The sequence below is a fragment of the Adlercreutzia faecimuris genome (assembly GCF_022669055.1).
Classification (GTDB): domain Bacteria; phylum Actinomycetota; class Coriobacteriia; order Coriobacteriales; family Eggerthellaceae; genus Enterorhabdus; species Enterorhabdus faecimuris.
The window spans coordinates 740,634-763,179 of record NZ_JAJMLW010000001.1; the positions used below are offsets into that span (position 1 = coordinate 740,634).

The 22,546-nt window shown below is 70.1% G+C and carries 17 protein-coding genes; 13 read left to right on the top strand and 4 right to left on the bottom strand.

What is annotated here, in order from left to right:
- Positions 1–10: 10 nt before the first annotated feature.
- The 5 genes from LPT13_RS02475 to LPT13_RS02495 all read left to right on the top strand — a co-directional run bounded on the left by LPT13_RS02475 (position 11) and on the right by LPT13_RS02495 (position 8,301).
- Positions 11–2,620: a molybdopterin-dependent oxidoreductase gene (locus LPT13_RS02475; RefSeq protein WP_242163157.1), complete on the top strand. Its 2,610-nt coding sequence runs from the start codon at positions 11–13 to the stop codon at positions 2,618–2,620.
- Positions 2,621–2,623: 3 nt separating this feature from the next.
- Complete coding sequence (locus LPT13_RS02480) at positions 2,624–3,445, top strand: 4Fe-4S dicluster domain-containing protein (protein WP_242163159.1); 822 nt, start codon at positions 2,624–2,626, stop codon at positions 3,443–3,445.
- 136 nt (positions 3,446–3,581) lie between these two features.
- On the top strand, positions 3,582–4,994 hold the full coding sequence (locus LPT13_RS02485) for an SLC13 family permease (RefSeq protein WP_242163161.1): 1,413 nt from the start codon (positions 3,582–3,584) through the stop codon (positions 4,992–4,994).
- Between the two features lie 165 nt (positions 4,995–5,159).
- Positions 5,160–6,395, top strand: coding sequence for a LysR family transcriptional regulator (locus tag LPT13_RS02490; protein WP_242163163.1), 1,236 nt, complete (start codon positions 5,160–5,162; stop codon positions 6,393–6,395).
- Positions 6,396–6,990: 595 nt separating this feature from the next.
- Positions 6,991–8,301, top strand: coding sequence for an MFS transporter (locus tag LPT13_RS02495; RefSeq protein ID WP_242163165.1), 1,311 nt, complete (start codon positions 6,991–6,993; stop codon positions 8,299–8,301).
- A gap of 108 nt (positions 8,302–8,409) precedes the next feature.
- Here LPT13_RS02495 and LPT13_RS02500 read toward each other — a convergent pair whose 3' ends face one another.
- The 3 genes from LPT13_RS02500 to LPT13_RS02510 all read right to left on the bottom strand — a co-directional run bounded on the left by LPT13_RS02500 (position 8,410) and on the right by LPT13_RS02510 (position 12,615).
- Entirely contained in the window at positions 8,410–9,240 is an 831-nt protein-coding gene (locus LPT13_RS02500; protein WP_242163168.1) for an SDR family oxidoreductase, read from the bottom strand.
- Between the two features lie 27 nt (positions 9,241–9,267).
- Positions 9,268–11,391 (bottom strand): TRAP transporter permease, encoded by a 2,124-nt coding sequence (locus tag LPT13_RS02505; RefSeq protein ID WP_242163169.1) that lies wholly within the window; start codon positions 11,389–11,391, stop codon positions 9,268–9,270.
- A gap of 210 nt (positions 11,392–11,601) precedes the next feature.
- Entirely contained in the window at positions 11,602–12,615 is a 1,014-nt protein-coding gene (locus LPT13_RS02510) for a TAXI family TRAP transporter solute-binding subunit (RefSeq protein WP_242163172.1), read from the bottom strand.
- A gap of 262 nt (positions 12,616–12,877) precedes the next feature.
- Here LPT13_RS02510 and LPT13_RS02515 point away from each other — a divergent pair, with 262 nt between their 5' ends.
- From LPT13_RS02515 to LPT13_RS02545, 7 genes are all read left to right on the top strand, one after another.
- A complete protein-coding gene (locus LPT13_RS02515; protein WP_242163174.1) occupies positions 12,878–13,795 on the top strand; it encodes a LysR family transcriptional regulator in 918 nt (305 codons plus the stop codon).
- A gap of 240 nt (positions 13,796–14,035) precedes the next feature.
- Positions 14,036–14,470 (top strand): universal stress protein, encoded by a 435-nt coding sequence (locus LPT13_RS02520; protein WP_242163175.1) that lies wholly within the window; start codon positions 14,036–14,038, stop codon positions 14,468–14,470.
- A 49-nt stretch (positions 14,471–14,519) separates the two neighbouring features.
- Positions 14,520–15,701: a pyridoxal phosphate-dependent aminotransferase gene (locus LPT13_RS02525; RefSeq protein WP_242163177.1), complete on the top strand. Its 1,182-nt coding sequence runs from the start codon at positions 14,520–14,522 to the stop codon at positions 15,699–15,701.
- A gap of 155 nt (positions 15,702–15,856) precedes the next feature.
- Positions 15,857–16,492 carry a MarR family winged helix-turn-helix transcriptional regulator gene (locus LPT13_RS02530; RefSeq protein WP_242163179.1) on the top strand — a complete coding sequence of 212 codons (636 nt, stop codon included), beginning with the start codon at positions 15,857–15,859 and terminating at the stop codon, positions 16,490–16,492.
- A 130-nt stretch (positions 16,493–16,622) separates the two neighbouring features.
- Positions 16,623–16,862: an antitoxin gene (locus tag LPT13_RS02535; RefSeq protein ID WP_242163181.1), complete on the top strand. Its 240-nt coding sequence runs from the start codon at positions 16,623–16,625 to the stop codon at positions 16,860–16,862.
- An 8-nt stretch (positions 16,863–16,870) separates the two neighbouring features.
- A complete protein-coding gene (locus LPT13_RS02540) occupies positions 16,871–17,290 on the top strand; it encodes a type II toxin-antitoxin system VapC family toxin (RefSeq protein ID WP_242163183.1) in 420 nt (139 codons plus the stop codon).
- Between the two features lie 256 nt (positions 17,291–17,546).
- A complete protein-coding gene (locus LPT13_RS02545; RefSeq protein WP_242163185.1) occupies positions 17,547–18,236 on the top strand; it encodes a hypothetical protein in 690 nt (229 codons plus the stop codon).
- Positions 18,237–18,468: 232 nt separating this feature from the next.
- Here LPT13_RS02545 and LPT13_RS02550 read toward each other — a convergent pair whose 3' ends face one another.
- Entirely contained in the window at positions 18,469–20,322 is a 1,854-nt protein-coding gene (locus LPT13_RS02550) for a helix-turn-helix transcriptional regulator (RefSeq protein WP_242163186.1), read from the bottom strand.
- A gap of 231 nt (positions 20,323–20,553) precedes the next feature.
- Between LPT13_RS02550 and LPT13_RS02555 the strand changes: the two genes are divergently transcribed.
- Entirely contained in the window at positions 20,554–22,485 is a 1,932-nt protein-coding gene (locus LPT13_RS02555; RefSeq protein WP_242163188.1) for an iron-sulfur cluster assembly scaffold protein, read from the top strand.
- Positions 22,486–22,546 lie beyond the last annotated feature (61 nt).

Genomic DNA, 22,546 nt, shown 5'->3' on the forward strand with positions numbered 1-22,546 from the left:
GAGGAGAACCATGAGAACCAAGGATCGCACCGTCGTGCACAACCTGGGCCTGGAGGCCTGCGGCGGCGGCGCCAACATGGTGGCGGCCGACGTGCTCGACGGCAGGCTGGTGCGCATCCGCCCGATGCGCTTCGACGGCGACTACACGGAGGAGGAGCTGAACTACTGGCGCCTGACCGGCAGAGACGGCATCACGTTCGAGCCGGGGATGAAGACGCCCACGCCCAACTTCCCCCTCACCTACAAGCGGCGCACCTACTCGCGCAACCGCGTGCCGTTCCCGATGCGCCGCGTCGACTGGGACCCGGAAGGCGAGCGCAACCCGCAGAACCGCGGCACGAGCAAGTACGTGCGCATCAGCTGGGACGAGGCCTGCCGCCTCATCGCGTCGGAGATCCGCCGCGTGCACGAGGAGTACGGCCCGTACTCCATCCTCTGCCAGGCCGACGGCCATGGCGAGAGCAAGGCCGTCCACTGCTGCCACGGCTGCCAGACGCGCCTGCTGGACCTGTGCGGCGGCTACACGGTGCAGGCCCGTAACCCCGATAGCTGGGAGGGCTGGTACTGGGGCGCCAAGCACGCCTGGGGCATGGACCCGGTGGGCCAGAACACGCTTTCCACCAACACCGCCCAGGACATCGCCCAGCATGCCGACGCGATGCTGTACTGGGGCTGCGACCTGGAGACCAACACGTCGGCCTGGGGCGGCCAGCTGGCCAGCCGCCTGGCCTACTGGTTCGACGACTGCGGCGTCAAGCACATCGCCATCGCGCCGGACTGCAACTACACCGCCGTCGTGCACGCCGACAAGTGGCTGCCCGTGCTGCCCAACACCGACGCGGCGCTCCAGCTGGCCATCGCGTACGTGTGGATGACCGAGGGCACCTACGAGAAGGACTACCTCGAGACCCACGCCATCGGCTTCGACTGGTTCGAGTACTACGTGCTGGGCAACGAGGACGGCGTGGCGAAGACGCCGGAGTGGGCCGAGCCCATCTGCGGCATCCCCGCCTACAAGATCAAGGCGCTGGCGCGCTACTGGGCCCGCCACAACGTGTCCATCGCCCACTGCAACGGCGGCTCGTTCATCCGCAGCGCGTTCGCCACCGAGCCGGCGCGCCTGGAGGTGTACCTCATGGCGATGCAGGGCATCGGCATGCCGGGCCGCACCACCATCAAGTTCATCGAGTGGACGCTGTTCGGCATGGCGTCGTGCAGCCCGCTGCCCCCGTCGAAGGTGGCACCCTCCACGGCCGCCTGCTTCAACGGCTGGGTCATCGGGTCGAACCCCGACCACACCATCGCCAAGTGCCACGTCCACAAGGCCTTGCGCGGCGAGCGCCTCAGCTGGTACGGCCACGGCACGGCCGCCAACGACCGCCCCGACCAGTTCGTCAAGCTGGAGTTCCCGGTGGGGGACAACGGCCCGGTGAAGATGCTCTGGTCGGACAACCCGGCGTTCTCCACCAGCCTGAACGGCGGCAGCGAGTACCTCGACGCCCTGCGCAGCGAGAACCTGGAGTGCTACGTGGTGCAGGTGCCGTGGTTCGAGGACGACGCCCGCTTCGCCGACATCGTGCTGCCCATCACCACCAAGTTCGAGTCGGCCGACTTCGGCACCGACGCCGACTCGGGCCAGTGGAACGCCGTCATCTACGAGGAGCAGGCCATCGAGCCGGTGGGCGAGGCCCGCACCGACTGGGAGGCCGTGCAGTCCGTCGCCCGCGCGCTCGAGGCCTACGGCGGCATCTACGAGAACCTCTGGGAGCGCCTGACCGGGGGCAAGGACACCGAGACGCAGGTGCGCGAGGGCTACGAGGCCTGCGGCATCCCCGAGGCCGAGCGCGACTGGGACGCCTTCAAGGAGCGCAAGTACCAGCTCATCCCCACCGTGGAGGGCTGGCAGGATCAGCGCGTGGGCCTGTCGGGCTTCTACGAGAACCCCGAGGTCTTCCCGCTGACCACCCCCACGGGCAAGATCGAGTTCTACGCGACGGGGTTGGCCGACCACTTCCCCGACGACGCCTTCCGCGGGCCGGTGGCCCACTGGATCGAGGCCGGCGACGGCCACGACGACCGCCTGTCGAGCGAGCGCGCGCAGAAGTATCCCTTCCTCGTGGAGTCGAACCACCCGCGCTGGCGCGTCCACGCCGAGTTCGACGACGTGGAGTGGTTCCGCGAGATCGAGACGTGCAAGGTGATCGGCCCAGACGGCTACGCCTACGAGCCCGTGTGGCTCAACCCCGTGGACGCCGCGCGTCTGGGCATCGAGAGCGGGGACGTGGTGAGCGTGTTCAACGAGCGCGGCAGCGTGCTCGGCGGCGCGCGGGTGACCGAGCGCGTGCGTCCCAGCGTCGTGTACGTGGATCACGGCGCCAACAGCGACATCATCGTGCCGGGCATCGGCGGGCTCGACCGCGGCGGCGACATCAACCTCATCTGCCCGACGGCCACCACGTCCGGCAACGCGAGCGGCGAGGTGACGAGCGGGTACCTGGCCGGCGTGGAGAAGGTGGACGTCTTCGAGCTGGCGCGGCGCTACCCCGAGCAGTTCGCCCGCGGCGCCAACCGCGGCGGCGCCGGCGGAGACGTGCGCGACTACCTGGAAGGGGAGGAGTAGGACATGAAGACCATCCTGGTTGACCTCGACCGCTGCAACGGCTGCTTCAACTGCCAGCTGGCCTGCAAGGACGAGCACTGCGGCAACGACTGGCGCCCCATCGCGGCGCCCCAGCCCACCACCGGCCAGTTCTGGTGCCGGGTGGACCAGCGCGAGCGCGGGCGCGTGCCCGTGGTGAAGGTGGCCTACACGCCGACCTTCTGCGGCATGTGCGACGACGCGCCCTGCCTGGCCGCCGCCACCGACGGCGCGGTGTACCGCCGCGACGACGGGCTCATCGTGATCGACCCCGAGAAGGCGCGCGGCCAGCGGGCCATCGCCGAGGCGTGCCCCCTGGGGATGGTGTACTGGAACGAGGAGCTGGAGGCGCCCCAGAAGTGCACCGGCTGCGCGCACCTGCTCGACGACGGCTGGGCCGAGCCGCGCTGCGTGGACGCCTGCGCCACCGGCGCCCTGCGCTACGTGGACGCCGACGAGGCGGCCGACGAGCTGGCGGGCGCCGAGGGGGCCGATGAGCTGGCCGGCCTGGGCACGCACGTGCTCTACCTGCACAAGCCGCGCCGCTTCGTGGCCGGCACCGTCGCCGACCGCACGGTGAACGAGGTGGTCATCGGCGCCGCGGTGACCGTGCGCGACGAGGCCGGCGCCGTGGCGGCCGAGCTGGTCACCGACGAGTTCGGCGACTTCTACCACGAGGGCCTCGACGAGGCGCGCTACCGCGTGTCCATCGAGGCGGCCGGCTACGAGCCCGTGGAGCTTGTGGCCGACTGCACGGAGCGGGACGTGGTCTTCGACGACGTGCTGCTCAAGCGGCCGCGCGCCTAGGGGCGCCGGCCCGACCCGCGGGCGCTGCCGCCGGGCGGCGCCCGCACCCCCCCCAAGAACGATCCCGCGCCGCCGCGCGCGGGCTTGAGCCGAGGGGCGGCGCCGCGGGCGCGCCCCGGAAGGAGTTGACCTACCTATGAAGCAGAAGAGCATGCCGCTGCGCCTGGGCATCATGCTCGTGGGCCTGGCGGCCATCGCCCTGGCCTACCTGGCCCCCGCGCCGGCCGGCCTCACCTCGCCGGCGCTCACGGCGCTCGTCGTCTTTCTCGTCGCCATCGTGTTCTGGGTGACCGAGGTCATGCCCATCGCCATCACCGGCTGGGCCATGGTGGGCATCCTGCCCCTGCTGGGCGTGCTGACGCCCGACGAGGCGTGGGCGGCCTCCATCAACAACGCCATCATCTTCTACCTGTGCTGCTTCGCCTTCGCCTGCTTCATCGGGCGCTCGTCCATCGCCACGCGCCTGACGGGGATGATCCTGCGCTGGGCGGGGACGAGCTCGTCCCGCGTGCTGCTGGGCTTCATGGCGGTGACGGCGCTCATATCCTCGCTCATGGACAACCTGCCCCTGTGCGCCGTGATGCTGCCCATCGCCTACGGCGTGCTCGACGCCAACGACACGCCGCTGGGTCGCAAGTCTCCCTTCGCGAAGTGCCTGGCCATCGGCATCCCGTGGGCCGCGGCCATCGGCGGCATGATGACGCCGGCTGGCTGCATCATCAACGTGCTCACCCTGAGCCTCCTGGAGCAGAGCTTCGGCCTGCAGATCAGCTTCGTGCAGTGGATGGCCCTCGGCATTCCCGCCACCCTCATCCTCATCCCCGTGGGCTGGCTCGCGCTCACCCGCATCTTCAAGCCCGAGGCGCTCTCGCAGCAGGCCGTCGACGCCGGCATCCGCCAGGCCGACGAGCTGCCGGCGATGCCGCGCACCGAGATCGCCGGCGTCGTCGTGATGCTGGGCACGCTGGTCGTGTGGGTGGCCGGGTCGTGGGTTCCCGCGCTCAACACCACCGTGGTGAGCCTGGTGGCCCTGGGCCTCATGTTCTTCCCCGGCGTGGACGCCATCAAGTTCGACGACTTCCTCTCCGACAGCCCCTGGGGCATGATGCTGCTGATGATGGCCGTGAACGTGCTGGTGGCCGGCCTCATCGCCACCGGTGCCATCGAGTGGCTGGTGGCCGTGGTCATGGCGCCGATGACCGCCTGGCCGCTCATGGTGACCATGGTGGCGCTGTCCGTCATCGCCTGCCTGCTGCACAACGTCATCCCGGCGGGCCCGGCCTGCGCCGGCCTCATCGCTGTGCCCTTCGCCACCATCATCGTGTCGATGGGCGGCAACCTGGCCGCGGTGTGCGCCATGGTGGCGTGGTGGTCGGCCATCTCGCTCATGCTGCCGCTCGACGGCGTGCCGCTGCTGTCCTATGCGAACAAGCGCAAGTACTTCTCGTTCGGCGACATGCTGAAGGTGGGCTGGGCGCCCAGCGTGGTGCTCGTCATCATCACGGTGACGCTTACGCCGGCCACCTGCGCGCTGCTGGGGCTGGCCTAGGGGCCGGCCGCGCTCACGTGGGAGGGGACGCGCGCGGGCCGGCACGCGCCCGCGCGCGACGCACGCAGGTGGGCGCGGCCCGCGGACGTGCGCCGCTTTGCCGAAGGCGCCCGAGGTGGTACCCTCCCCCTCGGGCGCGGTTCTTTGTGGGGAAGGACGGGCACTATGAGAACGAGCTACCTGCGGCACTTCGTCGACATCGCCGAGCTGGGGTCCATCGCGGCCGCGGCGCAGAAGAACTACATCACCTACCAGGGGATGAGCCGCTCGCTGTCGGTGCTCGAGACTGAGCTGGGCTGCGAGCTGTTCAAGCGCACGCCCAACCGCCTGGTGCTGACCGCCTGCGGCGAGGCGCTGCTCGACGACGCGCGCGAGATGCTCGCCATCCAGCGGCACATGGCCGAGACGGTGGCCGCCGTGCGCGAGCGCACCGTCCAGGCCTCCGAGCTGCCCATCAACGTCTTCCTCAACAACATCGCCTTCGATGCGGCGCTGTTCAGCCCCCTCACCGACAGCTTCGAGGGCATCTTCGCCAACGCGCGCTACCTCCAGTGCGACAACGCCGAGGTGGTGGACAACCTCATCGCGCGGGCCGACGACGACGCCAGCGTCAACCTGGGGCTGCTGTGCCTGTTCAACACCGACGACCGGCGCAACGAGGAGCTGGTGGGGCGCCTGCGCGCCAACGGCTTCGTCTATCAGCCCTACCTCCACTCCTTCGACTCCGCCCTCGTGTCGAGCCGCTCGCCCCTGGCGCGCAAGAAGGCGCTCAGCCGGGCGGACATCCTCTCGCAGCCCATCGTGTCGTCGGACGGCGACGTGCGCCGCGTGACCGAGCAGCTCTTCGGCGAGCAGGCCATCCGCATGGTGACGAGCGACAGCGCCTTTCGGTTCCGCGTGGTGGCCAGCAACGAGGGCATCACCTTCGTGCCCGCCTTCCACGTGCTGATGGACGCCGCCGGGGCCGACCGGGACGCGACGGTGATGGTGCCGCTCAAGGAGCCCTACTACCTGGAGGTGGGGTTCGCCGCCAAGCGCGACGTGTGGGAGAGCCCCTACATCCGCAGCGTGGTGGCGCGCCTCAACGCCTACTACTCGCAGTTCGCCGACTCGCCCTACCTGACGCTCATCGCGAGCGACCTGTCCCTCATGCGGCTCGACGACGCCGAGCGCCGCGGCTGCGACGAGCACCGCCTGACGTTGCTGACCAGCACCTACGGCCTGTCGGCCCGCGAGCGCGACGTATTCCGCCTGCTGGCCGACGGCCTGACCGCCGAGCCCATCGCCGAGCGGCTGTGCGTGTCGGTGCCCACGGCCAAGAGCCACATCTACCGCATCTACAAGAAGCTGGGGGTCCACTCGCAGAAGGACCTGATCGCCCTCGCGGCGGGGGAAGGGTAGCGGCAGGGGCGTATTTCCGCCAAATATCGGACTTGTGAACCCGTTCGCAGCCGACGTGCGTGTCCCCGTGGCGCTTGGGCGTTTGTCTGCCCAGGAAAAAGCCGAAGCTAACTTTCCTGGCGCCTGTTAAGGTGCGCTACACGGGTTCACAAGTCCGATTTTTGGCGGAAAACATCCTGCGAACCGACGCGCGCGGCAGGGGAAGGGCGGCGTCCCGAGTGCAGTTGCCGCCGCCCGCCGCTGCCCCTTCGCGTTGCCGCTGGGTTAATTCCCGCGTGGAGCGGGGCGGACGTGCGGTATGCTAGGGCCTGGCCCTCGGGGGAGGGGCACGTTCGTTAACAAGTAGTCAGCAGGTCGATGCGCCGGCAGGGCGCGCCGACGGGACAGGGCGGGCACGCCGCACGGCGCCGAGGAAGGGCGCGGGCGGGCGCCTCGCGCGATCCCGGCGGCTGGCAAGGCGCCCGCGGTACGCCGGCGGCAGGCACCGACCCGTAGACTGGTTAGTTGGCTCTCTTGTCCTTCGCGCGAGGCCGCAGTATCCGCGGACGCGCCGGCCCCCTGCGCCCAGGCGCGCCCCGTCAGTTGGGAGAGACCCATGAGCCAAGCCCCTGCCGCCGTCGACAGCGGCATCGTCCGGAAGGTCGCGCTGTCGTCCTTCCTCGGGAACTTCATCGAGTGGTTCGACTACGGTTCCTACGCGTACTACGCGGTCATCATCTCGGCGGTGCTGTTCTCCGCCGATGACCCCACCACCGCCGACCTCATCGGCACCTTCGCCGTGTTCGCCATCTCCTTCGTCATGCGCCCCATCGGCGCGCTGTTCTGGGGGTCGATGGGCGACAAGAAGGGGCGGAAGTGGACGCTGTCGGTGTCCATCTTCCTCATGTCGGGCGCCACGTTCCTCATCGGCTGCCTGCCCACCTACGCGGCCATCGGCATCGGCGCGCCGCTGCTGCTGCTCGTGCTGCGCATGGTGCAGGGCTTCTCCGCTGCCGGCGAGTACGCGGGCGCGGCCACGTTCCTGGCGGAGTACGCGCCCACGAACAAGCGCGGCCTGTACTGCTCGCTCGTGCCGGCGTCCACGGCCGTGGGTCTGCTCGCCGCCTCGGCGCTGGCCTTCGCGACCAACGTGGCGCTGTCCCAGGACGCCGTCCTCAGCTGGGGCTGGCGCATTCCGTTCCTGCTGGCCGGCCCGCTTGGGCTCATCGCCCACTACATCCGCACCAAGCTCGAGGACTCGCCCACCTACCAGGCCATGCAGGAGGTCGTCTCCGGCGACGAGGGCGACACGCCGCATCCGGTGCGCGACCTGTTCCGCGGCCACCTGCGCGAGCTCGTCATCTCATTCGGCGCCTGCACGCTCAACGCCGTCGGGTTCTACGCGGTGCTCACCTACCTGCCCACCTACCTGGAGACGGCGGTGGGCATGCCCACGGGAGACGCGCAGATGGCCACCAACATCGCGCTCGTGGTGTACGTCGGGTTCATCTTCATCTCCGGCAAGATGTCCGACCGCTTCGGGCGCAAGAAGATGCTCGTCACGGCGTGCCTGCTGTTCGTGCTGCTGACCGTGCCGGCGTTCATGGTCCTCAACACCGCCCAGTTCGGGCTCGTGCTCATCTCGGAGCTGACGCTGTGCTTCATCCTCACCCTCAATGACGGCACGCTGTCGTCGTACCTGACCGAGACGTTCCCCACCGAGATGCGCTATACCGGCTTCGCGCTGTCGTTCAACCTGGCCAACGCCATCTTCGGCGGCACGGCGCCCATGGTGAGCACCTGGCTCATCGCCGTGACCGGCTCCACCATGTCCCCGGCCTGGTACATGGTGGCCGTGGCCCTGGTGGCGCTCGTGGCCATGGTGCTCTCCCACGAGAACTCCCATAAGCACCTGGACGAGATCTAGCACGCGGCGCGCCCGGCCTTCGGGAAGGCGCACGCAGGAGGGGCCCCGGCATGCGCCGGGGCCCCTCGTCGCTGCGGTGGCGGCCCCTTCGCGGGCCCTTCTCCTGCGCTACAGCGTCGCCATATAGCGGGCGAGCTCGTCGTCCCAGGCGGGGATGTCGACGCCGGACATCTCGAGCAGCAGGCTCTCGAGCACGAGGTGCTCGGCCGTGCGCGGGTCCTCCTCGGCCACCAGGACGGCGGAGGGGTCGTACCCGGCCAGCTCCAGGATCTTCGCGGCGAAGCCGTAGCGGCTCGTGGAGCCGGTGTTGGCCACGTGGAAGGTGCCCGTCAGGCGCTTCTCGAGCGCCTTCTCCAAAAACTTACAGTAGAAGTCGACGCTGGTGGGGGATGCCACCTGGTCGGTGCGGGCGGCGTAGGTCCGCCCCTCGCGCGCGGCGTCGAGGATGTCCTTGAAGCGCCCGCTGTCGGCGCGGTAGAGCCACGACGAGCGCACGATGAGGTGGTCGTCGGTGGTGTTGCGCACCATCATCTCGCCGGCGCGCTTCGACTTGCCGTAGGGCGTGGTGGGGTGCGGGTTGTCGAACTCGTTGACGGGCTCGGGTACCACGGCCGCGTACACGTCGTCGCTCGACACCTGCACCATGAGCGCGCCGACGGCGTTGGCCGCCACGGCCACGTTGCGCGCGCCCAGCGCGTTCACCTCGTAGGCCTTGATGCGCGTGCTCAGCGTGGTGGCGTCGCGGCGGATGCCGGCGCAGTTCACGACGGCCGCGGGCATCACCTCACCGGCGAAGCGCTCGAGCCGCTCGGGGTCGGACACGCTCAGCTCGGCGTCGGTGCCCACCACCTTCCAGCCCGCCTCGCGCAGATGCTCGCTGACGGCGCCGCCGAGGAACCCCTCGGCGCCCGTGACCCAGATGACCTCCTGGCTTCCCATGATTCCCTCCTCGTATCCGGGGCGGCCCTACTGGGCCGGCTCCAGGTCGTCCACGTCGGCGTCCGCGGCATCGGCCCCCTCGGCCTCCGCCAGCTTCGCGGGGCCCTGGCCGCGCCGGCCGAGCACCCACTGCAGCGCGCAGATGGCGCTCACCACGGCGAAGCCGATGATGTCCGACAGGCTGCCGGGGATCATCATCGACAGGCCGCCGGCCACCAGCGCCGCGCGCAGGATCGGGTTGACCTTCGCCTTGAACAGAAAGCCGTTCAGGGCCACTGCCACGCCGAACAGGCCCACGAGCGCCGTGACCATGTTCAGGGCCACGGTGGCCGTCGTCACGTCGCCCTGGAGCAGCAGGCTGGGGTTCATGGCGAAGATGTAGGGCACGATGAAGGCTGCGATGGCCAGCTTGGATGCGTTGACGGCCGTGGCCATGGGCTTGGCCTTGGCGATGGCCGCCGCCGCGTAGGCCGCGAGTGCCACCGGCGGCGTGATGTCGGCCACGATGCCGAAGTAGAACACGAAGAAGTGCGCGCAGATGGGGTTGATGCCCAGGGCCATGAGGATGGGCGCGCAGGTGGACGCCATGATGCAGTAGTTGGCGGTGGTGGGCACGCCCATGCCCAGCACGATGCAGCAGAGCATGGTGAACACGAGCCCGATGATGAGGAAGTCGCCCGCCGCCATGACGATGACGTTGATGATGGTGGAGGCGAGGCCCGTCACCGTGATGCACCCGGCGATGAGGCCAGCCATGGCGCAGGCCACGGCCACCGAGATGACGTTCTTGGCGCCGGCTGCGAAGGCGTCGATGGTGGTGAACAGCGCCATCTTGCACGTCTCGGCGAAGACCGATCCGAACGAGGTGCCCTCGTCGCGTTCGCGCCAGTTGGTCAGCAGGAAGTTGATGAACCCGATGACGAAGGCGCCGGCGATGGAGATGGCGGCGGACACGGCCATGGTGCGCGCGCCCGAGGCCACCAGCCACACCAGCAGCACGAGCGGGATGATGAGGTAGCAGTTCTGCAGCAGGTACTTGAACGTGGGCAGCTCCTTGCGCGGGATGCCCTTGAGCCCCAGCTTCTTGGCCTCCAGGTGCACCGAGATGAAGATGCCCGAGAAGTAGAGGAAGGCCGGGATGATGGCCATGACGGCCACCTCGAGGTAGGGGATGCCGATGTACTCGGCCATGAGGAACGCCGCCGCGCCCATGATGGGGGGCATGATCTGGCCGCCGGTGGAGGAGGCTGCCTCCACGGCGCCGGCGAAGGGCGGCCGGTAGCCGGTCTTCTTCATCATGGGGATGGTGACCGAGCCGGTGGTCACGGTGTTGCCCACCGACGAGCCCGACACCATGCCGCACAGGGCCGACGCGATGACGGCTACCTTGGCCGCGCCGCCGCTCGACCAGCCGGCGATGCGGTTGGCCAGCGCGATGAAGAAGTTCGCGATGCCAGTGCGCTCGAGGAACGCGCCGAAGATGATGAACAGCACGATGTAGGTGTAGCACACGTTGATCGGCGTGCCGATGACGCCGCTGGTGGTGTAGAACAGCTTCTGGACGATCTTGCGCAGCGCGTCGTAGAGCGCCACGTTGTTGCCGGTGGTCAGCTGCCAGTAGAAGGCGTAGGCCACCAGGCACGCCACCACCACGATGATGGGGATGCCCACGCAGCGCCGGCAGAGCTCGGCCAGCACGAGGATGCCGATGACGCCCAGCACCACGTGCACGGGCTGGATGCGCGCGCCCATGAGCAGGATGTCGGTGCAGTTGAGGGCGAAGTACATGAACGCCCCGAAGCCGGCCGCCATGAGCACCAGGTCGTACCACGGGATGTGGTTGACCTTGTGTCCCGTCTTGCGGGCGGGGAACATCATGTAGCCGATGATGACGATGAACGCGAGGAACCGGGCCAGGCGCGCCTCGGCCTGCTCCACCGACAGCAGCGTCATGGCCATGCAGTACACCGAGAACGCCACCAGCAGCGTCGTGAAGACGATCTTCGGGATGCCTTCCCAGATGCGCGTGTTCGACTCGCGGTCGTACTTGCGCATGACCTCCTCGGCGTCGATCTCGGCCCCGTCGGGGGACGCGGCCAGAAGCTCGGCCTCGGTCTTCTCCTGCTTCTTCTTGCGCTTGAGCAATGCCATGGGCACCTCCTTCTTCTTCCCTGGCCGAAACGATTTGGGCCCGTTTCCGGCGCTCCGGTGGCGCCCCGGTGATCGCTGAGCAAATCGCTTAGGTAAGGGAAGGATACGGGCAAGGGCCGCGCCGGCATGGTGCCCGACGCGGCCCTTGGCTGGTCTTGCGGTGTTGCGGTGGGACGGCGCAGCGCGCGTCGACCCGGCAGGGAGGGTCGGCTACTTGCCGACCTCGATCTCCTGCTCCTCGTAGTACTTGGCGGCACCCGGGTGGTAGGGAACCGAGGTGATGGCGGCGGCGTCCTCGATCACCAGCTCCTTGTACTTCGCATGGGCGTCGGCGTTGTTCTCCTGGCCGTCGAAGAGGGACTTGGTGAAGTTGTAGATGGCGTCCTCGGAGACGGAGTTGTTGGCGATGACGACCGCGCCCACGGAAACCGTGGTGACCGGGCCCTCGAGGCCGTAGGTGTCGGCCGGGATGACGGCCTTGCTGTAGTAGGGCGAGATGGCCATCAGCTCATCGACGTGGGCGTCGTCCATCGAGACCAGGTAGGCGGTCTTGGTGGTGGACAGGTCGGTGATGGCGGTGGTGGGGGCGCCGGCCACGATGAAGGCGGCGTCGATCTTGTTGTCCTTCAGGGAGTCGGCCGAGTCGGCGAAGCTCTGGTAGACGGGGTTGATGTCGTCGAGCGTCAGGTCGTACACGCCGAGCACGTCGAGGGCGTTGAAGTACACGCCGGAGCCGGCGGCGCCGACGGACACGGTCTTGCCGGCCAGGTCAGCGACGGTCTTGATGGACGGGTCACAGGTGACGATCTGCACCTGCTCCTGGTACAGGTCGGCCACGATGGAGAAGTCCTTGTAGGGCGCGCCGTCGAACAGGTTGGTGCCCTCGTAGGCGTAGGCCAGGACGTCGGACTGGCAGAACGCGATGTCGGCGTCGCCGTCCTCGAGGGCCTGGATGTTGGCCTGGGAGCCGTTGCCGGACAGGGCCGACACGTTCACGTTGTAGTCGCCGTTGGTGGCGTACTGGCCGAGCACGTTGCCGTAGGCGTAGTAGGTGCCCGACTCGCCGCCGGTGACGAAGCGCAGGTTCTCCGTCTGGACGGCCGGGGCGTCGGACTTGGCGTCGGACTTCGACTCGGACTTGGCGTCGTTGCCGCCGCAGCCGAAGAGACCGAACGCCAGCAGCGCGGCGCAGGCCGCCGCTGCCAGGATCTTCGTTTTCTTCATGGTTCCCTCCTATGGTCTTCCGGTACAGAAACGTCTCCTGATGGAACGGCTCCCATGCTACGCCTTCGCCGTGCAGCTGGGGCCTCCATTGACAACTATTTTCGGTCAACTCACAAAAAAATGTGGTAGAAAAGGCCGTGAGCGAAGTTCAAGTCGCCTATCACGCGCGCGACGCGCGCCGCGCGGGCGGCTCGTCAGGCGCGCCGGCCGGCCCGGCGCGGGACGCCCGGGGCGCGGCCCGGCGGGGCGGAAGGGAGGGGCCGTGACCCTCGAGTCATGGGACTGGTTCGTGCAGCTGGCGCAGAGCGGCACCTTCACCCGCGCGTCGGAGGAGCTCCAGGTGTCGCAGCAGACCCTGAGCTCGCGGTTGGCGGCCCTCGAGCGCGAGCTGGACGCCAAGCTGGTGGTGCGCAGCAACCCGCTCGCGCTCACGCGGTCGGGCGAGACCTTCCTGGCCTACGCGCTGGAGCAGCGCGACGCCCGCGTGCGCATGCTGCGCCAGCTCGGCGAGACGAGCATCGGCGGCGCCGGGGTGCTGAAGGTGGGCATCTCCAACGTGCGCAGCCGCATCCTGCTGCCCCATATCCTGCGCCAGTTCCACCGCAGCCTGCCCGGCGTGGCCGTGCGCGTCTTCGAGGGCGCCAACGAGGACCTGGTGAGGTTGGCGGAGTCCAACGAGGCCGACGTGGTGATCGCGCGGCTGGACGGGGCGACGGTCGACGTGGACGTGCATCCCCTCTACGAGGAGGAGGTGGTGCTGGTGGCGACGCCGGCGGTGCTGGGCGAGGCCCTCGGCGTGGCGCCGGGCGAGGCCGCCTCTGCCGCGCGCGAGGCGGGCCTGGCGGGCCTGGGGCGCTGCCCGATGCTGCTGGAGCCCGTCGACGACATATCCGGGCGCATCGCCCACGCCGAGCTGCGCCGCGCCGGGGTGCGCCCGCGCGTGCTGGTGGAGAGCAACGACATGCTCACCCTGCTGCGCTTGGCCAACGACGGCCTGGGCGCCGCCTTCTGCCCGACCATGGTGCTGGATGAGATGCCCGAGCTCACGGACGCGCTCGTGCCGGTGGCGCTGTCGGCGGCGGCGCGCTACCGCATCTCGCTGGGCACGCCGGCCGGCGTCGAGCCGTGGAACGCGCGCGCCGTGTTCGAGGACATCGCCGGCACGCTCTTCGGGGCGTAGGGCGGCCCCGCGGCGGCGCCGGGGCGGCCGGCCCGCGGAGCGCAGGGGAACGCGCCGGGCGCGCGGGGCCCGCGCACGACGCCGTGAGCGCGTGACGCCAGGGGCGCGACCCCCGCGGGCGGCGCGCCGGGGCGGCTTTCCGCCGCTTGCATGCGTTTCGCCCCCGCCCCCGCCCGTTGGGGGTATCCTGTCCCCGGGCGCTTTCCGCGCCCTGCCGCCGACCATCTACAGGAGCATCCCATGACCACCTACCAACGCATCTTCGCCGCCCTCGATGGAACCGAGGCCCAGGGCGCCGTCATCGCGCGCGCCGTCGAGTTGGCCCGCGCCAACGGGGCCGCGCTGTTCTTCGCCCACGTGGTGGACTCGCTGCCGGCCGACGCCAACGGCGCCGACTACCAGGCGCTCGCCGCCGGCGTGCGCGAGGCCATGGCCGAGCAGCTGGCGCCCACGTTCTCGGCGCTGGAGGTCGATCCGCTCGTGCCGTCGTGCGCCTTCAAGGTGGGCGTGGGCCGCGTGGCCGACGTGCTGGAGGAGCTGGTGGCCGACTGGGGCCCCGACCTGGTGGTCTGCGGCGAGCGCGGCTACTCGGACATCAAGTACGCCTTCGTCGGCAGCGTGTCGAAGCACCTCATCCGCACGTGCCGCTGCGACGTGCTGGTAGTGAAGCGATAGGGGAGCGCCGCCGGCCGGCCGCGTCCCTAAGGGAACGGAGGAGAGACCCGTGATCAACCAAGCCATGTACGCCCTGGGCGACGAGCCCAGCGCCATTCGCGAGCTGTTCGCCTACGGCCTGGCCCGCAAGGCCGAGGTGGGCGCCGACAACGTCTTCGACTACTCCATCGGCAACCCATCCGTGCCGGCGCCGGCCATCGTGCGCGACACCATCATCGAGCTCATGGACGAGGATCCGGTGGCCCTGCACGGCTACACGCCCGCCGCGGGCGACCCGGCCGTGAAGCAGGTCATCGCCGACTACATCGCCGAGCGCTACGGCGTGCCGGCCACGCCCGGCAACCTGTACCTGACCGCCGGCGCGGCGGCGGGCCTGGCCATCACCATCAGCGCGCTCACCGTGCCCGGCGACGAGGTGATCGTCATCAGCCCGTACTTCCCCGAGTACAAGACGTGGATCGACATGGCCGGCTGCGCCATCGTCGAGGTGCCGGCCCACGTGCCGAGCTTCCAGATCGACGCCGACGCCGTGGCCGCCGCCATCACCGAGCGCACGAGCGCCGTCATCATCAACTCGCCGAACAACCCGGTGGGCGCCGTCTACACCCGCGAGACGCTCGAGGCCCTGGCCCGCGTGCTCACGGCCAAGGAGGAGGAGCTCGGTCGCCCGATCTACCTCATCAGCGACGAGCCCTACCGCGAGATCACCTACGGCGCCGAGGTGCCCTACGTGCCGTGCCTGTACCCGCGCACCGTCGTGTGCTACTCGTACAGCAAGGCGCTGTCGCTGCCGGGCGAGCGCATCGGCTACATCTACGTGTCCGACCTGATGCCCGACGCGGCCGAGGTGTCCTGCGCCGTGGCCGGCGCCGGGCGCGCGCTGGGCTACATCTGCGCGCCGGTGCTGCTGCAGCGCGTCATCGCCAAGTGCGTGGCTGAGCCCTCCGACGTGGCGGCCTACGCCGAGAACCGCCGCATCCTCACCGAGGGGCTCTCGGCGCTGGGCTACGAGTACGTCGAGCCCGACGGCGCGTTCTACCTGTGGGTGAAGGCGCTCGAGGACGACGCGCAGGCCTTCTCCGACCGCGCCAAGGAATTCGAGCTGCTGCTCGTGCCCTCCGACAGCTTCGGCGTCGGCGGCTGGGTGCGCCTGAGCTACTGCATCGCCCGCGACACCATCGAGCGCTCGATGCCCGCCTTCGCCCAGCTCATGGAAAGCTACCGGGGGTAGGAAGCGACTCCCGCGCCTGTGATGCGGGTGTGTCGGTCGGTTCACCGTTTGGTCAAAAGGGGCGCGCCTCCCGGCAGGGGACGCGCCCTCGCTTTCTATAGTGGGCTTAGTGCGCCCCTCGCGGCGCATCCTCCGCAAGAAAGAAGGTACTGACCATGACCGAGTCATCCAAGGCCCTCAAGAGCCTGAAGCAAGCCGCCAACTACGCGAAGCTGGCCATGCACGACCTGGGGCCGCGCAGCTACAAGAAGGGCCAGGGCGCCCTCATGAAGGTGGTCGCCAAGTTCGGCGAGGGCGGATCCATCGACAAGAAGCAGCTCGAGCGCCAGCTGGGCTGGCGCAGCGGCGAGGTGCGCCAGGTAGCCGAGAAGGCCCAGGCCAACGGCTACGTCGCCATCAATGACGACGGCTTCGAGTTCACCGTGTCGCTGACCGACAAGGGCTCCGAGGTGCTGCAGAAGCGCTTCGCCATCGAGAACCACGCGGCCGACGCCATCCTGGAGGCCCTCACGCCCGAGGAGGTCGAGCAGCTGGTGACCCTCACCGACAAGATCAGCGCCACGTGCAAGGACGAGCTGGGCATCGACTACGCGCGCATCGAGAAGAAGCAGCGCCGCTGCCGCGTCCGCCGCGGCGACGACGGCGACGGCGAGCATGACGAGCGCGGTGACGGCCGCCGCGGCCGCGACTGCGGCTGCAAGCGCCACGGACATCACCACGGCGCGCCGCAGTACGTCTTCGTCTTCGGCGACGACGGCCACGGCTGCGGCTGCAAGAGGCATCGCCGCTAGGCGCCGCCCCTCCCGGTACCCCGCCAAGCGCCCGCCCATCCGGCGGGCGCTTTTTTTCGCGTCGGGCCTTGCGAGTGAGTGTCTTATCAAGTATACTTGCAAACATACTTGCATCGGAAAGAAGGACGCCATGCCCCAGCTATCGCTCTATCTCAACGACGCGGCTATGGACGGCCTGCGTGCGAGCGCGCGCGAGGCCAACCGCTCGCTGTCCCGCTACGTGGCCGACCTGGTGGTCTCCAAGCAGGAGGGGAGGGGCTGGCCCGAGGGCTACTGGGAAGACGTCTACGGCGCCCTCTCCGACGACAGCTTCGTGGTGTCGGCCGACACCCTGGACGCGTCCCTCGACGGCCCGCTGCCGCAGTTCTAGGGGGAGCCGTGTTCCTGCTTGACTCCGACGTGTGCATCGAGCTTCTGCGCGGGCGGCTGCCGCTGGTGCGCGACCTCATGCGGGCGAGCGACCCGCGCCTGTTCGGCGTTCCCGCCGTGGTGGAGGCCGAGCTGCGCGCCGGCGCCCGCAAGAGCGACCGCCCGCGCGAGAACCTGCTGCTGCTCGAGCGGTTCCTCGACCCCCTCGCCCGCGTGCCCTTCGACTCCGACTGCGCCGTGGCCTACGCGCGCATTCGCGCTCAGCTGGAGCGCGCCGGCCGCCCCATCGGCCCCAACGACCTGCTCATAGCCGCCACGGCCGTGGCGCGCCAGGCCACCCTGGTCACCAACAACGTCCGCGAGTTCAAGCGCGTGGAGGGTCTCGACCTGGAGGTGTGGGGCGAGGAGGACCTTGCCGCCGAAGCCTGATCGGAGCCTGCTGTAGACGCTATACGATTTTGTCCTATGTTGCGCAGGGGATGCGCGGCGCATGCTCCTGTGCGGAGGATCCTTTCAGCGCAGGACTCAGCGGGTTAGTCCGCTTTATTCTTCCGGCTGTCTTCCGGATCCCCGGCGTGGTGCTATGCTAGTTTGGTATTAGATGAAAGTGCGTAGCATACGCGATTGGTTTGGAGGGGATCGGGGCGCGGCTTCGGTCCCCTTCCTTGATGGGAGGAGACCCCACATGAGGCAGCTTTCCGACGACATCGTCATGACCGAGGGCAACGCCGCGTTCCAGGAGGTGATGGGCGCGCTGGCCGCCGAGGCGCCGGTGCGGCTGGTGCTGTGCGGGCCTGCCGGCTCGGGCAAGACCACCGTGCTCCAGGCCCGCGGGCGCGAGCGCGACCTGCTGTCCGAGCGCAAGGCGCTCTACGCCCACGCGCAGGAGATCAAGGCCGCCATCGACCTGGAGATCAACGAGTCGCTGCTCGAGCAGGTGGCCGAGGTCGACCTCCTGTGCCTGGACGGCCTGGACACCCTGGTGGCCGAGGGGCCGCGCGGCTGCCAGGTGGCGCAGCTGCTGATCGACGAGCGCAACCGCCGCGGGCTCGCCACCGTCGTCGCCTTCGACGGGGCCGCGGCCGACCTGGACCGCGCGGCCTTCGGCGGGGCGCTCGACGACTTCGCGGTAGCCGAGGTGGCGCCGCTCGACGCCGCGGGGCTCGCGGAGTTCGGCCGCCGCATGGCCGAGCGCTTCGGCGCCGAGGAGGGCGCGGCCGTGCTCTCCGACGAGGCCCTGGCCTACCTGGCCGAGGACTTCGCCACCACGGCCGACGAGATGCGCAACGCCGTCCGCTTCCTGCTGACGGCCCGCGGCTTCGAGGCCGGCCACGTCGTGACCGCCGACGACGCCCGCGAGGCGCTGGCCTCCTAGGGCGCGGCTGGCGCAATCGAGGCGGCTTGTCGCCGATTCGGCGTTTCATATCCATTTTCGCGAGTTTTCCGAGGCGCGAGGGCTTGGTTTTCCGGGTTCCCGCGCCTCGTTTGTCGCCTTCGCCGGTTTTTTTCGTCGCGAATGGGATGCTGGACGCGTTTAGCGGGTGCCGTTGCCTCGGGAAACTCGCCAAAATGGATATGAACGGCCTCTTTCGCTGCCAGGCTCGCTGCTAGGAGCCGTAGGCCTCCAGGTAGTCGAGGATGTCCTGGCGCGAGTGCATGCCCGTCTTGGCGTAGATGCGCTTGATGTGGGTGTGGGCGGTGCCGGGCGAGATGAACAGCTCCTCGGCCACGCGCTTCTGGGTGTAGCCGAGCGCGTAGAGGGTGAGCACCTCGATCTCGCGCTCGGACAGCATGAACCGGCGCCCCATCTCCTCGACCCCGCGGGCGAGCGTCGGCTGGCGCGTTGCGACGGGGGCGGATTCCACGTCAAGTCCCATCAGGCGGCTGAACTGGGGTCCCGCCTGGCGCCGCGCCGGGGCGGCCATGGACGCGGCCGCGGTCGCGGCCGCCGGAGACGCGGCGGTGGCGGGGCGATTGGGCGCTGGGGCCGTCGCGCCCTCGGCCGCGGCGAAGGGGGAGGGCGGCGCGTCGTCGCGGGCCATGGCTTCCAGCACGCTCGCGCGTATCTCCTCAGCGCTGGGGCCCGCCGCGGGGTGCAGGGCGTCGAGGGGCGCCGCGCCGTCGGCAGCGGACGCGCCGGCCCCGCTCCCGCTGCCGGCCATCGCCGCGCCCCCGGCGACCGCGCCTTCCCCGCTCCCGGCTGCCGCCGGCGCCGCGTCCGCCTCGGCGGGCAGCTGGCGCAGGCTGTCGGCGTCGCGCAGGCAGCAGCTGAACACCACCTGGGTGGACACGAGCAGCATCAGGCCCATGACGGCGTTCACCACCAGGTCGTTGGCGGCGAACGGATAGATCACCAGCAGGCCCGTGCGGGCCACGCCGCGGCAGCCCAGCCACACGATCCAGCCGGCCAGCGCGTAGTAGTACGGGTCGCGCCACCCGTGGGACTCGAAGGCCACCACCGTGTACCACACCAGCCCCACCATCAGCGCATTCACCGTGGTGGCGAACAGGGCGCCGTGGCCGAGCGCCTGCGGGAAGGCGGCGTAGGCGATGAGCGCCGCGCACGCCAGCAGCTCGAGGACCACCCAGATCCCCATGGTCATGGTGCGCCGGTTGCCCCGCGCCATGAAGTAGACGATGACGGCGCTGACGACGATGGTGAGCCCGGCGTAGCCCAGCCGCTCGCCCTCGGAGAACGCGATGGGCAGCCCGTCGGGGTACCCTCGCAGCAGCCCGATGACGATGGCGAGCAGTCCGATGCCGATGGCCGTGCTCACCAGGAAGCGCTTGTCGTCGACGGGGGTGCGGGTGTAGCCGAAGTAGGTGTGGGGCCCCTCCTGGGCGTTGAGGGTGTGCAGCGGGCGGGCGTGGAAGGCCAAGAAGAGGCAGGCGAGCTGCGCGAACGATCCGGCCGCCGCCACGAAGAGCGCCGTGGCCTGGGGCATCAGCGAGAGCGCCTCCAAGAAGACCTCGCTCACGATGAGCGCGCCGAAGACGTAGATGGCGGCCAGGGCGCCCGAGCACCCCTTCGCGCGGCGCAGCCAGTAGAACATGGCGCCGCTCGAGAACAGGGACAGCAGCATGCTCAGGGCGAACAGGGCGTCGCCGTGGGGCTCGCCGTCCAGGGTGATGGCGGCCTGGGCCATCAGGAGCATGGTCTCGACGAGGATGCACAGCTCGGCGAGCAGCGTCACGGTGCGCCGCCGCAGCTGGCGCTTGCTAGCGGCCAGGATGATGAGCAGCACCCCCATGACGGCGAGGGTGGCGAGCATGGACCCGTCGGTGTAGATGCCGAGGTCGGTCTGGTTGTAGCTGCCGTAGCTGCCGACGATGAGGCCGGTGCGCGCGAGCGCCAGGCCCAGCATGCTCGGCAGCAGCACCCGCGCCAGGGCGGCGGGCGAGCGGCCGGCCTCCGGGGCGGCTGTCGCGGCGGTCGCGCCGCCGGTATGAAGTGAGCTCATGGTTCCCTCCCGCGGATCCTCGTCGCACGGCCCCCAGCCCGCGCCGCGGGCTGTCCCTCCGAGGCCGATGGCGTGCGGCGAAGTCCAGTTTAGGGCGCTTCACATGGGACAATGACCAATTTAGCCAATGTTTACCGGATGTCAACGTTCCGTATCCTCAAAGAGGGTATGTTCCCCGGGCGCTTCGCGGGAGAATGTTCCCAACGCAAACGATGAGGCAAGGAGTCACCTATGGGGGAGTCACGCAACGTCTACGTGGAGCTGGAGGACAAGGTGCTTCTGCGCACGGCCGACGTGTACCAGACCGCCGTCGGCGATGACGTGGAGAGCTATTCCGACACGCTGCTGGCCGTGGTGGCCAACTTCAGGAACGCCGGCCGCCCGGAGGGGACGAACGCCCAGTCCATGGCTGGCAAGTCCAAGCGCGGAGAGATCGCCTGCCGCCTGTTCGCGGTGGTCGACCCCGAGACGCGCGTCGTGCGCAAGGCCGGGTTCAAGGCCCGCGGCTGCCTGGCTATCACCGCCTGCGCGAGCGTCGTGTGCTCGATGATGGAGGGCCGCGTGCTCGAGGACGCGCTGGCCATCACCGTCGACGACGTGCGCGAGGCGCTCGACGGCGTGCCGGCGGGTAAGACGAACACGCTCTACTTCGCCGTGGAGGCCGTGCGCGGCCTGGTGGGCGACTACCTGGTGCGCGAGGGCGCCACGCTGGCCGAGCTGGACGCCGCCGTGGGCTGCGACGAGGCGTCGGTGGCCTGCATGATGTGCGAGCACTGCTCGCTGCGCACGATGCGCACCGAGATGCTGGTGGACGCGCTCGAGGGCGCGGGCGGGGAGGAGGCGGCTGCGGCGGGCGCGCCGGCGAGCGCGGGCGCCGTGCCGGCCCCGGCGGCGGCTGCGGCGGCTGCGACGAGCGCGGCGGTTGGCGCGGCGGGCGCTCCGGCGGCCGAGGAGGGCGCCGGAGCCTCCGAGCCCGATGAGGCCGCGGAGGCCGACGGCACCGCCTTCCCCGACGACGTCGCGCCGACCGAGCGCAACGCCGTCGCCCTCGCCCTGGAGGCCGTGCGCGGCGCCTCGCGGGCGAGCCGCCTGGCGACGCCGGCGCTCTGGGAGGAGCTGGGCCTGGTGCCGCCCGACATGACGACCGAGGACCTGGAGATGCGCGTCTACGACTGCCTCATGGCGTGGCAGGCGGATCATCCCGAGGATGCCGCGCCCGACGCGTCGGGCGCGGCGACGCCAGCCGAGGCCGGCCGCAACCGCGCCGCCCGCCGCTCGCCCTTCGGCCCCCGGCGGGCGGTGGGCGCCCCCACCGGCTTCAAGGCGCGTCTCGCGGCGGCCCGCGCGGCCCGCGCCGAGGAGGCATCGGCCATCGAGGCGCCCCGCACCGGCGCGGCGAGCGCCGCTGCGCCGGAGGTGGTGGCCGTCGCGGCCGTCCAGCACGACGCGCCCGCGCCCGCCGCGGCCCCCGCGCCCGACCCGGCCGCCGAGGAGGCCCGGGTGGCCGCGGCCCTGGCGGCCCTCGACGACTTCGTCGAGGAGGAGGCCGCCGACGAGCCGCTGAACGACGACGACCCGTTCCCCACGCTCCACGCTCCCGAGGGCACGCGCCTGGTGCGCCGTGACGGCGCCTACGTCCTGGTGGAGGACGCCGTCGACGCCGAGGCCCCCGAGCCCGCTTCCGTGCCTGCCGAGACGCCGGCGCCCCCCACCCCCGCCACGCCCGCCGAGACGCCGGCGACTCCCGCGTCCGACGCCGACGACGAGCTCCCCATCCGCTGCGAGGGCATCGCGCTCATCATGGGCGCCCACGGCTACTACCTCTACGACCGCGCGGCCATGACCGACGCCTACGCCCACTGGGCGTTCCTGGCGGCCGAGGACGACCCGGTGGCCACCTTCCTCGACTGCGTGCGCGAGGAATCCCGCGTCTACCCGCGCCCCCTGCCTGCGAAGAACCTGGCCAACGAGCCCCTCTGCCTGGACGCCGCCGCCGTGGAGGCCGCCTACGAGGCCGCCCGCGCCGACGCCGCCAATGCCGACATCGAGCGCATCGAGGCGTCGAACGGCGACGTCTACTTCTTCTCGACCCGCCACCTCGAGCCCGCCTACGCCCAGTCGCTCGCCGAGTGGGCCTCCGTCGAGCGCTTCCGCAACGTCTAGGCGGCGTGCGCGGACACTTTCGGCGCCTCCGATGGCAATCCGTCGAGGTTTGGCATAGGGC

Bases quoted from the DNA above. Each gene is read 5' to 3' on its own strand.
- LPT13_RS02475 (WP_242163157.1), top strand. From the start codon at position 11: ATGAGAACCAAGGATCGCACCGTCGTGCACAACCTGGGCCTGGAGGCC.
- LPT13_RS02480 (WP_242163159.1), top strand. From the start codon at position 2,624: ATGAAGACCATCCTGGTTGACCTCGACCGCTGCAACGGCTGCTTCAAC.
- LPT13_RS02485 (WP_242163161.1), top strand. From the start codon at position 3,582: ATGAAGCAGAAGAGCATGCCGCTGCGCCTGGGCATCATGCTCGTGGGC.
- LPT13_RS02490 (WP_242163163.1), top strand. From the start codon at position 5,160: ATGAGAACGAGCTACCTGCGGCACTTCGTCGACATCGCCGAGCTGGGG.
- LPT13_RS02495 (WP_242163165.1), top strand. From the start codon at position 6,991: ATGAGCCAAGCCCCTGCCGCCGTCGACAGCGGCATCGTCCGGAAGGTC.
- LPT13_RS02500 (WP_242163168.1), bottom strand. From the start codon at position 9,240: ATGGGAAGCCAGGAGGTCATCTGGGTCACGGGCGCCGAGGGGTTCCTC.
- LPT13_RS02505 (WP_242163169.1), bottom strand. From the start codon at position 11,391: ATGGCATTGCTCAAGCGCAAGAAGAAGCAGGAGAAGACCGAGGCCGAG.
- LPT13_RS02510 (WP_242163172.1), bottom strand. From the start codon at position 12,615: ATGAAGAAAACGAAGATCCTGGCAGCGGCGGCCTGCGCCGCGCTGCTG.
- LPT13_RS02520 (WP_242163175.1), top strand. From the start codon at position 14,036: ATGACCACCTACCAACGCATCTTCGCCGCCCTCGATGGAACCGAGGCC.
- LPT13_RS02530 (WP_242163179.1), top strand. From the start codon at position 15,857: ATGACCGAGTCATCCAAGGCCCTCAAGAGCCTGAAGCAAGCCGCCAAC.
- LPT13_RS02535 (WP_242163181.1), top strand. From the start codon at position 16,623: ATGCCCCAGCTATCGCTCTATCTCAACGACGCGGCTATGGACGGCCTG.
- LPT13_RS02545 (WP_242163185.1), top strand. From the start codon at position 17,547: ATGAGGCAGCTTTCCGACGACATCGTCATGACCGAGGGCAACGCCGCG.
- LPT13_RS02550 (WP_242163186.1), bottom strand. From the start codon at position 20,322: ATGAGCTCACTTCATACCGGCGGCGCGACCGCCGCGACAGCCGCCCCG.
- LPT13_RS02555 (WP_242163188.1), top strand. From the start codon at position 20,554: ATGGGGGAGTCACGCAACGTCTACGTGGAGCTGGAGGACAAGGTGCTT.